The organism is Citrobacter sp. A316 (assembly GCF_002042945.1).
GTDB lineage: Bacteria > Pseudomonadota > Gammaproteobacteria > Enterobacterales > Enterobacteriaceae > Citrobacter > Citrobacter portucalensis.
Genome location: NZ_MVFZ01000008.1, coordinates 160,028 through 172,455, shown reverse-complemented (window position 1 = coordinate 172,455; position 12,428 = coordinate 160,028). Strand labels below are relative to the sequence as shown.

Annotated in this window: 9 protein-coding genes and 1 other RNA gene; 1 reads left to right on the top strand and 9 read right to left on the bottom strand. The window is 49.6% G+C overall.

What is annotated here, in order from left to right; translation table 11 throughout:
• Window positions 1-3: 3 nt before the first annotated feature.
• The 9 genes from tdcD to garP form a co-directional block, all read right to left on the bottom strand.
• The gene (gene tdcD, locus BZK41_RS12160; protein WP_079938297.1) at window positions 4-1,212 is read right to left on the bottom strand and encodes a propionate kinase; all 1,209 of its coding nucleotides are present in this window, start codon (window positions 1,210-1,212) and stop codon (window positions 4-6) included.
• 31 nt (window positions 1,213-1,243) lie between these two features.
• Complete coding sequence (gene tdcC / locus BZK41_RS12155; RefSeq protein ID WP_079938296.1) at window positions 1,244-2,575, bottom strand: threonine/serine transporter TdcC; 1,332 nt, start codon at window positions 2,573-2,575, stop codon at window positions 1,244-1,246.
• Between the two features lie 22 nt (window positions 2,576-2,597).
• Window positions 2,598-3,587, bottom strand: a complete 990-nt coding sequence (gene tdcB, locus BZK41_RS12150) for a bifunctional threonine ammonia-lyase/L-serine ammonia-lyase TdcB (RefSeq protein ID WP_003828594.1) — start codon at window positions 3,585-3,587, stop codon at window positions 2,598-2,600.
• Between the two features lie 98 nt (window positions 3,588-3,685).
• Window positions 3,686-4,624, bottom strand: a complete 939-nt coding sequence (gene tdcA / locus BZK41_RS12145) for a transcriptional regulator TdcA (protein ID WP_003828596.1) — start codon at window positions 4,622-4,624, stop codon at window positions 3,686-3,688.
• Between the two features lie 965 nt (window positions 4,625-5,589).
• Window positions 5,590-5,966, bottom strand: an RNA gene (rnpB, locus tag BZK41_RS12140) — RNase P RNA component class A.
• 32 nt (window positions 5,967-5,998) lie between these two features.
• The gene (gene garK / locus BZK41_RS12135) at window positions 5,999-7,144 is read right to left on the bottom strand and encodes a glycerate 2-kinase (RefSeq protein WP_079938295.1); all 1,146 of its coding nucleotides are present in this window, start codon (window positions 7,142-7,144) and stop codon (window positions 5,999-6,001) included.
• A gap of 65 nt (window positions 7,145-7,209) precedes the next feature.
• Window positions 7,210-8,100 carry a 2-hydroxy-3-oxopropionate reductase gene (gene garR / locus BZK41_RS12130; RefSeq protein WP_071696776.1) on the bottom strand — a complete coding sequence of 297 codons (891 nt, stop codon included), beginning with the start codon at window positions 8,098-8,100 and terminating at the stop codon, window positions 7,210-7,212.
• A 30-nt stretch (window positions 8,101-8,130) separates the two neighbouring features.
• On the bottom strand, window positions 8,131-8,901 hold the full coding sequence (gene garL, locus BZK41_RS12125) for a 2-dehydro-3-deoxyglucarate aldolase (RefSeq protein ID WP_079938294.1): 771 nt from the start codon (window positions 8,899-8,901) through the stop codon (window positions 8,131-8,133).
• A 15-nt stretch (window positions 8,902-8,916) separates the two neighbouring features.
• Entirely contained in the window at window positions 8,917-10,251 is a 1,335-nt protein-coding gene (garP, locus tag BZK41_RS12120; RefSeq protein ID WP_079938293.1) for a galactarate/glucarate/glycerate transporter GarP, read from the bottom strand.
• 404 nt (window positions 10,252-10,655) lie between these two features.
• On the opposite strand from garP, the gene garD reads away from it, so the two are divergent.
• The gene (gene garD / locus BZK41_RS12110; protein ID WP_079938291.1) at window positions 10,656-12,227 is read left to right on the top strand and encodes a galactarate dehydratase; all 1,572 of its coding nucleotides are present in this window, start codon (window positions 10,656-10,658) and stop codon (window positions 12,225-12,227) included.
• Window positions 12,228-12,428: the final 201 nt, after the last annotated feature.

Sequence of the window (12,428 nt, the reverse complement as noted above, 5' to 3'; positions counted from 1 at the left end):
TAATTATGCAAATTCTACTGGTGTATTAATTTTGCCTAAGGTAATGGCATCACGCGCAATCATTTTCTCTTCATTTGTGGGAATTACCGCACAAATAACACGAGCATCTTTATTAGAGATAATTCTTTCGCCATGGGAATTTGGCAGGCTATTCATTTCGCTGTCAATATTCACCCCTAAAACAGCGAGATGTTCAATAACCAGACGACGAATTAATACCGAGTTCTCACCAATTCCGCCGGTGAAAATAATCCCATCAAGACGATGCAGCGATGCGGCATGTCCAGCGATATGGCGTGCAATACGATGTACAAACGTTTTAATCGCCAGCTGCGCACGCTCATGTCCCTCGTGCCAGGCTTTTTCCAACGTACGTAAGTCAGAGGACAAACCGGAAATACCCAGTAAACCGGACTCTTTATTCACTACGCGCTCAAGGTCGCTCAGCGTCTGGTTGGTTTCGCTGGCAATCCACGCCATGGCGCCGAAATCGACGTCGCCGCTGCGTGTGCCCATCATCAGCCCTTCCAGCGGCGTCATGCCCATTGAGGTATCAACGCTCTGTCCATTACGTACCGCACAGATTGACGCGCCGTTGCCCAGGTGCGCCACAACCAGACCGGAGTCATCACTCTGCAGTTCGAGAAGCTCATGTGCTCGCTGAGAAACATAGCGATGCGACGTGCCGTGGAAGCCATAACGACGAACGCCCAACTCCTCAAAATATTTCCACGGTAAACCGTACAGATAGGCCTCAGGAGCCATCGTCTGGTGGAAGCTGGTATCAAATACCGCAACCTGCTGCACACCCGGGAAAAGGTGCTGAGCGGATTCGATCCCACTCAGGTTCGCATAATTATGTAACGGGGCTAATGGCGATACCCGGCGAATATTATCGATAACTTCGTCAGTAATAATTGCTGATTCAGTAAAGATATTTCCGCCGTGGGCAATGCGGTGGCCAATTAAGGCCACGCTGTCCATTAAATTACGTTTCTCTAGTTCAACGGCAATTGCTTTTAATGCATCTTCGTAGCTGTGGTGAGCCAGCTTAGCTGGCTCTCCTCCATTAATTGCTATGAACGCATTTTCAGAGTTAATACCGTCTGCGATCCCCGCCATTAAAACTTCACAGTTTGCTGCATCCAGCACTGAGAATTTAATAGAAGACGAACCACAGTTAATAACCAGTACTACCGGAAACTCATTCATTTCACTACTCCGCTCATCCTGAGCTTAAGGATTAGAACAGTTTGTAGACGATGTTCAGGATGGTCAGCAGACCAATCGCGGTAACAAACACGTTATCCAGACGGCCACGGTATTTCGCCAGTGATGGCGTTTTACGGATGGCATACATCGGCAGCAGGCAGAGCAGAGAGGCAATAATCGGCGCGCCCATTGCTTCAATCAGGTCCAGGATGTTCGGGTTGGCGTAAGCCACAACCCAGGTGGAGCCCATGATGAAGATCATGCTGATGGTATTAAGTTTGCCGGCAGAAACTTTCGTTTTATCGCCTTTGTAACCAAACTTCAGCACCAGACCGTTCAGACCTTCCAGCGTGCCCAGATAGTGGCCGAAGAAAGATTTGAAGATAGCAACCAGTGCGATGATTGAAGCACCGTACTCCAGAACGGTCGCGAAGGTGGACTTCGTACCGGACAGTGAAGCGAAGTGGTTTGCCAGGTAAGACAGTACTGGAATGTTCTGTGCTTTCGCATCCGCCATGTTTGCCGGAGACAGCGTGAACAGGCAGCTAAAGGCGAAGAACATAACCACGGCAACCATCAGCATACTGGCGCGAGAGATGATTTTAGAACACTTCTGCTCGGTGAACTCGCGACCAAAATCTTTCTCATACTCTTCACGTTTGGAGACCACGAAGGAAGAAACAATCGGTGAGAAGTTGAAAGAGAACACCATGATGGAAATACCCAGCCACACGGTAACCAGGATGCCGTCATGACCGGTCAGTGCGATATTGCTGAGATCAACCTGATCGATAACTGCAGAGTTCCAGTATGGGATCAGGGACAGAGAAATAAGCACCAGGCTGGCAATGAACGGCCATACCAGGTAGCTCATCACTTTAACCATCAGATCTTTACCAAACCAGATGACGAATGCCATCAACAGCAGCAGGAAGAGCGCCACGAAACCACGGTTTAACGCTGGCATCTGCAGCTGGTTTTCCCAGAAGGTCATAAAGGTGTTGGTAATGGTGACGCCATAAATCCACAGCAGCGGACAAATCGCAAAGAAGTAGAGGAACGTGATAACCACGCCGCCCGTTTTACCAAAATGCTCTTCAACCGTTTCTGTGATGTTGCCGGAAGGGTTAGAACCGGAAAGACACAGGCGTGCCAGCGCACGGTGGCAATAGAAGGCGATGGGGTATGCTAGCACCAGCATGATCAGAATGGGGATCAGTCCGCCAAAACCTGCGCGGATAGGGAAGAACAGCACCCCAGCGCCGATGGCTGTACCAAATAAACCCAGTGTCCAGGTGGTGTCCGATTTGCGCCAGGACGACTGTTTTGTCTGGCTGGATACAATGCTATCAGTAGTACTCATATCCTATCCTCAACGAAGTATATTAAGCGTCAACTAAACCAGTAATTTGAGATACACGAGAAAGGTCGATATTACCGCCAGAAATAATGCTGACTGTTTTTCTGTTCTGGATATAGCTATCTAATTTCCCGCTTAATAATGCTGCGCATGCCAGCGCGCCGGCACCTTCAGTCACAACTTTATTTCGCTGAATTAATGCCACCATGCTGTTGCGAATTTCATCTTCGCTGACCAGGACAATGTCATCCACCAACTCACGAACAATTTCATACGTTAAAGTACCCGGGCGGGAAACGTCACAACCATCCGCCAGGGTGCCGGTCGTTCGGTGCGTGGTTATTTCTCCAGCGTGGAAAGAAGCCGCCATGCCGTGCACGTTTTCAGACTGCACGCCAATAATTTTAATGGTCGGGTTAATAGATTTAATTGCCACCGCAATACCAGCAATCAGTCCACCACCGCCAATTGGCACAATCACGTTATCGACATCGTACAGATCTTCCAGAATTTCCAGACCAATAGTGCCCTGACCAGCAATAACTTTCGGGTCATCATATGGTGGAATAAAGATACGGCCTTCAGTTTCCACAATCTCGCTAACCTTAGCGATGGTGTCGTTGAAGTTGTCGCCGTGCAGTACAACTTCTGCAGAATAATCGCAGGTTGCCGCTACTTTAGACTTTGGTGCGCCTTTCGGCATCACCACTTTGCCGTCGATTCCGAGCATAGCGCAGGAGAGAGAAACGCCTTGCGCATGGTTACCTGCAGAGCAAGCCACCACGCCCTTACATCTTTCAGCTTCAGTTAATGAACTGAGTTTGTTAAAAGCACCACGGATTTTAAATGAACCGGTACGCTGCATGTTTTCAAATTTGAGGAAAATTTCCCCTTTGCAACGTTCACTAAAATAGTTAGAGCGAGGCATTCCCGTTTTATAAATTTTCCCCGCAAGTCTTTTTTTCGCTTCGAGGATATCTTCAATTGCAACTGGGAGATCGTATGTAATGTGCATTAGAACCTCTTACCTGGGTATTAAAGTAAATAGATAGCCGTGACCATTGTCAGATATAGACAGATGGCGTTGATTTCGTGTTAAAACAAATTCAATCTTTAATCAATTTCAATTAATTGCCTTCGTCTCCGACAATTATATGATGAATACTCTTTGGCTAATTCCACCAAAATAGATGCTGCTTTTTTAATTCGATAATTTTTCGACCACACGGCGGCATAACGCGCGACGGGTAAGGTTTCTTCTACCGGGATAGTAATAAACTGGTTTGAGCCAAACGGTGTGGTCATATCGCAGGGAATTACTGTTAAGAAATCAGCATTGAGAACAAGATTATAAATCGTAACGACAGAGTCTGTTTTAACGATGTTTTCACTGCTGATGCCATTATTCTGTAACGTGGTAAGAAGTTCGCTGTAGTACCCCATATTCGTTTGTGGCAACACCCACTGTTCGTTTTTCAACGCGCTCAGCGAGGTGATGCCGGTGCATGTTCGGGACTTGCTGGCAACCAGGATAAAGTCTGACTCAAAGAGCGGCTCAACATGCAGATCGTGCAGTTTCATCTCATCACTCAGCGTACCGATGGCGAAGTCCAGACGTCCGTCACGAATCGCCGGTAAGAAGGAGGAGAGCTGAGCTTCATACATAGAAACCTGCGCTTTCGGGAACACTTCTTTGAATTTTTTAATCATGCCGGACATGATGGTGAAGGCAATCAGTGAAGGAAAGCCAAACGACACATCAACGACCGCATTGCTCGTCATGCTGTTCATCTCATCAACCATGTTTTTCATTTCACGGGTAATAGATTCAGACCATGAGAGCATCACCTGACCTGCCTGAGTCAATGTCACACCAGTATTTTTACGTACAACTAACTCAATACCAAAATAAGCCTCAACATCATTGATGATTTTACTGACAGCGGGTTGAGTTAAACCTAATTCTTTTGCAGCTGAGCCGATAGAACCGCTTCTAATGACTTCCTGAAAGACCACTAAGTGCTGTGTTTTAGGGAGCGTAATAGTATTCATATCGACCTGCGCTAATTACTTTATTGACGGCAGGAAGTGTACCAAATTAAGCGAACAAGGATATGTGCTACCACTCACAAATCCCCTTGACTTACATTTTGTAAGACTATTATTAAAATTGAAATCTCTTACTAATCAGATAGATACCAAATATCGATCTCACTTTACCCTGACTTTAATCAAAAAAAGATGGGGGGATAACGATTTTTTATGGCTATAACGACATCATTTTGTCTGCTATTTCTTAAAACCGCGAAAGGCTATATTTCAATCAATTACAGAGCGATTATCAGGCAAGATGGCGCTTAAATTTAATAAACAACTTATCAAATTTAATTATATTTTAATGATGGTGGCGATTAAATAACGTCATGCATCACATTTTTTCGCCATATTTGTTTGTAAAGAAACATTGCATTTATTAAAATTCAATCTAAAAAATACAAACGGTTATCATGTGTAACATTATATTAACACTGATTTTGCTCACTTTATTAGCAAGTAATTTTGTGATGGCGATCGATTGCGTTCGATTATTCTCGATAAAAACGTATCGCGCAGCGTTTTGTGTTGGTCATCACAAAATTAGAAATATCCCACAACGTATTCCCTCAAATAAAAGACGTTCAGCGCATAAATAAAGGTCAAATAAAGAGTAGATGAAGAGAAAATAAACGCCAGCATCGTGTTAAGCCAATCATAACGCGACAGGGAAAACGTCTGCCGGATGGAGGTGTAAACACCTTATCCGGCCTACAAAACCCGTTCCTGCCATCCCTGTAGGCCTGATAAGCGCAGCGCCATCAGGCATAACAACCGGCTCAGAAAGCAAAACCCCGCCGAAGCGGGTTTTATAAAGAGTGAAGCTGACCGATAAGCCGCGTTCTTTTGAGCATAGCGTCGTGGACGGTCATTCATCTGGCCACCCAGAAAGCAAAAACCCCGCCGAGGCGGGGTTTTATAAAGAGTGAAGCTGACCGATAAGCCGGGTTCTGTCGTGGACAGTCATTCATCTAGGCCAGCAATCGCTCACTGGCTCAAGCAGCCTACCCGGGTTCAGTACGGGCCGTACCTTGTGAACCCCTATTTGGCCTTGCTCCGGGTGGAGTTTACCGTGCCACGGACTGTTACCAGCCGCGCGGTGCGCTCTTACCGCACCCTTTCACCCTTACCTGATCCCACTTGCGCGGGCCATCGGCGGTTTGCTCTCTGTTGCACTGGTCGTGGGTTTCCCCCCCAGGCGTTACCTGGCACCCTGCCCTATGGAGCCCGGACTTTCCTCCCCTCCGCCCGTCTCCCCCGAAGAGGACGACGACGAAGCGGCGACTGTCTGGTCAGCTTCGGCGCGCAGTATAGAGGGTTTGCGGGGCAATGTCACCCCGCACTGCGCATTCCTATCGCTAACGTGGCAGCGATGTTTCTTGAGGCGCGATAAATATTATCAAATGCCCCACGGAAGGCCTCTTCCAGCGTGCTGATGCTGGTCAATACGCTAAACACCGCATCGATACCATATTGATGTACCACCTCTACATCGCGCGTCAGGCTACCGCCAATACCAATGACCGGCTTGTGGTACTTCTTCGCGACATTCGCCACGCCTACCGGCACTTTGCCGTGAATGCTCTGGCTGTCGATTCGCCCTTCGCCGGTCACCACCAGCGTACAGTCGTGAATATGCTCTTCCAGATTGAGCGCCTGGGTCACAATCTCGATACCGCTGCGCAGCTCGGCGCCTAAAAAAGCCATTAACGCTGCGCCCATTCCACCTGCTGCACCGGAACCAGGCACATCTTTCACATCGACCCGCAGCGATTTTTTAATGATGTCGGCATAGTGTGACAGATTACGGTCCAGTTCGAGAATGCGTTCTTCCGTTGCCCCTTTCTGTGGGCCAAAAATGCGCGAAGCGCCGGAATCACCAATGAGTGGATTGGTCACATCGCAGGCCACACGAATGGAACAGGTTTTTAAGCGCGGATCCAGGCCCGAGATATCGATAGTGTTCAGACTCATCAGGCTTCCACCACCGTAGCCAATCTCTGTCCCGTTGGCGTCGCAAAGTTTTGCCCCCAGCGCCTGCACCATACCCGCACCGCCGTCGTTGGTCGCACTGCCGCCAATGCCAATAATGATGCTCTGCGCACCGCTATCCAGTGCCTGCAAAATCAGCTCTCCGGTGCCACGCGACGTAGTGACTAAAGGGTTGCGCTTTTCAGGAGGCACTAACGCCAGACCGCTGGCTGCCGCCATTTCGATAAACGCGGTTTTACCATCTCCGGACATGCCCCAGCAGGCATTCACTTTTTCGCCCAGCGGCCCCGTTACTTGCGCTGAATGTTCACTCCCTTGCGTCGCGGCAATCATGGCTTCGACCGTTCCTTCGCCACCATCGGCAACCGGAACAGAAACATATTGCGCATCGGGGAAAATTTCCCGAAATCCTTTTTCTATTGCCTGAGCTACCTCGGTGGCAGAAAGGCTTTCTTTATAAGAGTCTGGGGCAATTACGATTTTCATAGTTATGTAGCCTGACTGTGCCGCGCAAGGCAAGAAATACAGGGCGCGCATCCGCGCCCTTCTTGTTAGCGAGTGACTTCCACTTTCGCCAGTTTTTCGTAGTAGCATGCGAGCGCGCTGTGATCGGCAGTACCCAATCCATCTGCGCGTAGCGCCTGCATCATCTCCATGACTGCAGCAGTCAGCGGCAACTGAGCGCCAACGCCATGAGAAGTGTCCAGCGCATTCGCCAGATCTTTGATATGCAGGTCAATACGGAAACCCGGCTTAAAGTTACGGTCCATCACCATCGGCGCTTTCGCGTCCAGAACGGTGCTTCCCGCCAGCCCGCCACGAATCGCCTGATACACCAGATCCGGATTCACACCCGCTTTGGTCGCCAGCGTCAGCGCTTCAGACATCGCGGCAATGTTCAGCGCCACAATCACCTGGTTCGCCAGCTTGGTGACGTTACCCGCGCCAATTTCACCGGTATGTACCACGGATCCGGCCATCGCTTTCAGCAAATCGTAATACTTGTCAAAAATCGCTTTATCACCGCCGACCATCACCGACAACGTGCCGTCAATCGCTTTTGGCTCGCCGCCGCTGACCGGCGCATCCAGCATATCCACGCCTTTCGCTTTCAGCGCTTCGCTGATTTCACGGCTGGCCAACGGTGCAATGGAGCTCATATCGATAAGCACTGTACCCGGTTTTGCCCCTTCAATAATGCCGCCTTCACCCAGTGCCACTTCCTTAACATGCGGAGAGTTCGGCAGCATGGTGATGATCACGTCGCACTGTTCAGCGATATCTTTCGCCGTGGCGGCGGTTTCAGCGCCTGCGGCAATCACTTCCGCAATGGATTCCGGGTTACGGTCAGCAACCACCAGCGAGTAACCTGCCTTGAGGAGGTTTTTACTCATTGGTTTACCCATAATACCGAGGCCAATAAAACCAACTTTCATTGTCATGTCTTTATCTCTCTCTACTGTCGATGGTGGTTATTTCTTAAAAGAATCAGCCAGTTTCTGCGTGGCTGAACGGAACACGCCAAGGTCGCTGCCCACGGCAACAAACGTTGCACCCCACTCCAGATAACGACGCGCATCCGCCTCTACCGGAGCCAGAATGCCGCTTGGTTTGCCGTGTGCTTTCGCGCGGGCAAAAATGTGCTGGATAGCTTTCTGCACATCAGGATGTGACGCATTGCCGAGGTGACCTAGCGCCGCAGCCAGATCGCTTGGGCCGACGAAGATACCGTCAACGCCTTCGGTCGCCGCGATTGCGTCAACGTTATCAACGCCCTGCTGACTTTCGATCTGCACGATGATGGTGATGTTCTTATTCGACTGCGCAAAATAGTCCGGTACGGTGCCAAACATATTGGCGCGATGGGATACGGACACGCCGCGAATACCTTCCGGCGGATAGCGGGTCGACGCCACGGCGTTAACCGCTTCTTCTTCTGTCTCAACGAATGGGATCAGGAAGTTGTAAAACCCGATATCCAGCAGGCGCTTGATAATCACCGGCTCGTTGGTTGGTACACGTACTACCGCCGCGCTGTCGCTGCCTTTCAGCGCCATCAATTGCGGGATAAACGTCGAGATATCATTCGGCGCATGTTCGCCGTCCAGTACCAGCCAGTCAAAGCCCGCCAGGCCTAAAACTTCGGTACTGATTGGGCTGGCTAATGCAGACCAGCAACCAATCTGAATCTGTTGCGCCGCGAGGGCCGCTTTAAACTTATTCGGAAAAATCGTGTTATTCATCGCCTATACCTTTGTTTATTTCTGCAATTCCATACGTTTAATGTCACCGACAATAAACAGGTAGCAAACCATTGCCATCAGCGCCGAGCACCCTACAAACATCAGCGCAGCATTAAATGAGTGCAGCTCACTCACCAGATACCCAATCACCAGCGGGGTGACGATGGAAGCCACGTTGCCAAATACGTTAAATACCCCACCGCACAGACCGACAATCTCTTTCGGCGCGGTATCGGAAATCACCGGCCAACCCAACGCCCCAAAGCCTTTGCCGAAGAACGCCAGCGCCATCAGCGCCACTACCAGGGCGGTGTTATCGGTGTAGTTACACAGAATGATGGTCGATGCGAGCAACATGCCGAGCACTATCGGCAGCTTGCGCGCCAGGGTAATGCTGAAACCACGTTTAATCAGATAATCAGAGAACACGCCGCCAAGAACGCCACCGAAAAATCCACACAGTGCCGGAATCGAAGCCACCAGGCCCACTTTCAGGATCGACATGCCTTTTTCCTGTACCAGGTAAATCGGGAACCAGGTAAGGAAGAACCAGGTAATTGTGTTGATAAAATACTGGCCGAAGAACACGCCAAGCATCATACGGTTAGTGAGCAACTGCTTGATATAATGCAGTTTAGGACCACCTGACTTCACATCGCCCGGCTTTTTATGGTCCATATCCACGACCGCGCCGTTTTCAGAGATAAACTTCAGCTCTTCTTGCGACATACGCGGGTGATCGGTTGGGTTATGAATAAACTTTACCCATAGTCCGGTAAGCACAAAACCAATCACGCCCATCACGGTAAAGACGTGTTCCCAGCCCCAGGCGAAGGTCAGCCAGCCCAGCAACGGCGAAAACAGCGCCAGAGAGAAATACTGCGCGGAGTTAAAAATCGCGGATGCCGTACCGCGCTCTTTCGTTGGGAACCAGGCCGCCACGATACGGGCGTTAGCCGGGAAGGATGGCGCTTCCGAGAAGCCCAGCATAAAGCGCATGATGAACATTGAAATACCCGCCCAGGCCAACGGGAACATGTCCACAAAGCCCTGCAGGAAGGTAAACAGTGACCAGAAGAACAAACTGTAGGTGTAGACTTTCTTCGAGCCAAATTTATCCAGCAGCCAGCCGCCGGGAATTTGCATCAACAGGTAAGCCCAGCCGAAGGCGGAGAAAATGTACCCCATTGAGATAGCACTGAGCTGTAACTCTTTCGCCACTTCCGTGCCGGCAATAGACAGCGTCGCACGGTCCGCATAGTTAACGGCAGTAACGATAAATATTATCAGCAATATTAAATAACGGGTATGCGTACCTTTCTTTTTCTCGACAACTGTATCCAGAATCATTCTAATTACCTCGGGTACATTAAAGTTTTTATTATTATTGGGTAGATATTCCTGGTGATAAATTACTGATAATTAGAACGCATAATAATTTATCAGACGTTATGAAACCGTGATTTAGTATAATCATCAGCACAACGTTAATCATTGTGCAAGCGCTCATTATATGCGCGTTATTAAATTAATGTTTTGGGCATATGCACACATGCATGGGCGCTAATGCACACATTTACGTATTGCTACCCCTGGTGATGCGGCCTTGCCGAGTTTAAGTGATCATCGTCACATTATTCGCGTTAAACTCCTGACATTCTTATTTCACGATACCGAATCTTTATTACTTACAATTAGATTCAAAATATAAATATCCACACTATTATCACCACCTTGTTGGAGAATACTGGACAATGGCCGACATCGAAATCAGACAAGAATCGCCAACGGCGTTTTATATTAAAGTTCACGAAACAGATAATGTGGCGATAATTGTCAATGACAATGGTCTGAAAGCCGGAACGCGTTTTCCGGACGGACTGGAACTCATTGAACATATTCCCCAGGGTCATAAAGTGGCGCTATTGGATATTCCTGTTCATGGCGAAATCGTGCGTTATGGCGAAGTAATTGGTTATGCCGTTCGCGATATCCCACGTGGCAGCTGGATTGATGAATCAATGGTTGAGCTGCCCAAAGCCCCGCCGCTGGAGACGCTGCCGCTGGCAACTAAAGTGCCTGAGCCGCTGCCACCTCTTGAGGGTTATACCTTTGAAGGTTACCGCAATGCTGACGGTAGCATTGGTACCAAAAATCTGCTCGGCATCTCCACCAGCGTACACTGCGTGGCGGGCGTGGTGGACTATGTGGTGAAAATCATTGAGCGCGATCTGCTGCCCAAATACCCGAACGTTGACGGCGTGGTGGGGCTCAATCATCTGTACGGCTGCGGCGTGGCGATCAATGCCCCAGCCGCCATTGTGCCGATTCGCACTATTCACAATATTGCGCTAAACCCGAACTTTGGCGGCGAAGTGATGGTCATCGGCCTCGGTTGTGAAAAACTGCAGCCAGAGCGCCTGCTAGAAGGCACGCACGATGTGAAAAGTATTCCGGTCGACAGCGCCAGTATCGTCAGCCTGCAGGATGAAAAGCACGTCGGCTTTCAATCGATGGTCACCGATATTCTGCAGGTGGCCGAACGTCATCTGGCAAAGCTCAATCAGCGCCAACGTGAAACCTGTCCGGCTTCAGAACTGGTGGTCGGCATGCAGTGCGGCGGTAGCGATGCGTTTTCTGGCGTGACGGCCAACCCGGCGGTAGGTTATGCCTCCGACCTGTTAGTACGCTGCGGCGCGACAGTGATGTTCTCCGAAGTAACCGAAGTGCGCGATGCCATCCATCTTCTGACCCCGCGAGCGATTAACGAAGAAGTCGGTAAACGCCTGCTCGAAGAGATGGCCTGGTACGATAACTACCTTGATATGGGCAAAACGGATCGCAGCGCCAACCCTTCTCCGGGCAACAAGAAAGGCGGTCTGGCAAACGTGGTGGAAAAGGCGCTGGGTTCGATTGCCAAGTCTGGCAAGAGCGCGATTGTCGAAGTATTGTCACCGGGTCAGCGTCCAACCAAACGAGGCCTGATTTACGCCGCGACCCCCGCCAGCGATTTTGTCTGCGGTACACAGCAGGTCGCTTCCGGAATCACCGTGCAGGTGTTCACCACCGGTCGCGGTACGCCGTATGGCCTGATGGCCGTACCGGTGATTAAAATGGCGACACGCACCGAGCTGGCCAACCGTTGGTTTGACCTGATGGACATTAACGCGGGCACCATCGCCACCGGAGAAGAAACCATTGAAGACGTGGGTCTGAAACTGTTCGAATTTATTCTCGACGTTGCCAGCGGGCGTAAGAAAACCTTCTCGGATCAGTGGGGACTGCATAACCAGCTGGCGGTGTTTAACCCGGCGCCAGTGACCTGATTATCAAAACGAAAGCCAACGAAAAAACGGGGATTTATCCCCGTTTTTGATGTCGATGCTTTAACAAATAAAGTGATAACGTTCGCATTTTAAGAGGTTTTTTTAAACATCTGCTTTTTTCGATTCAAACCGGCAAAATTAACCTAACAGCATGAAATCAAAAGAAATAATATCGCCATTGTTTTATGTTATATTTTCGTT

What these genes read in the sequence shown, in the direction of transcription:
- tdcD (WP_079938297.1), bottom strand. Translation starts at nt 1,212, where the DNA reads ATGAATGAGTTTCCGGTAGTACTGGTTATTAACTGTGGTTCGTCTTCT.
- tdcC (WP_079938296.1), bottom strand. Translation starts at nt 2,575, where the DNA reads ATGAGTACTACTGATAGCATTGTATCCAGCCAGACAAAACAGTCGTCC.
- tdcB (WP_003828594.1), bottom strand. Translation starts at nt 3,587, where the DNA reads ATGCACATTACATACGATCTCCCAGTTGCAATTGAAGATATCCTCGAA.
- tdcA (WP_003828596.1), bottom strand. Translation starts at nt 4,624, where the DNA reads ATGAATACTATTACGCTCCCTAAAACACAGCACTTAGTGGTCTTTCAG.
- garK (WP_079938295.1), bottom strand. Translation starts at nt 7,144, where the DNA reads ATGAAAATCGTAATTGCCCCAGACTCTTATAAAGAAAGCCTTTCTGCC.
- garR (WP_071696776.1), bottom strand. Translation starts at nt 8,100, where the DNA reads ATGACAATGAAAGTTGGTTTTATTGGCCTCGGTATTATGGGTAAACCA.
- garL (WP_079938294.1), bottom strand. Translation starts at nt 8,901, where the DNA reads ATGAATAACACGATTTTTCCGAATAAGTTTAAAGCGGCCCTCGCGGCG.
- garP (WP_079938293.1), bottom strand. Translation starts at nt 10,251, where the DNA reads ATGATTCTGGATACAGTTGTCGAGAAAAAGAAAGGTACGCATACCCGT.
- garD (WP_079938291.1), top strand. Translation starts at nt 10,656, where the DNA reads ATGGCCGACATCGAAATCAGACAAGAATCGCCAACGGCGTTTTATATT.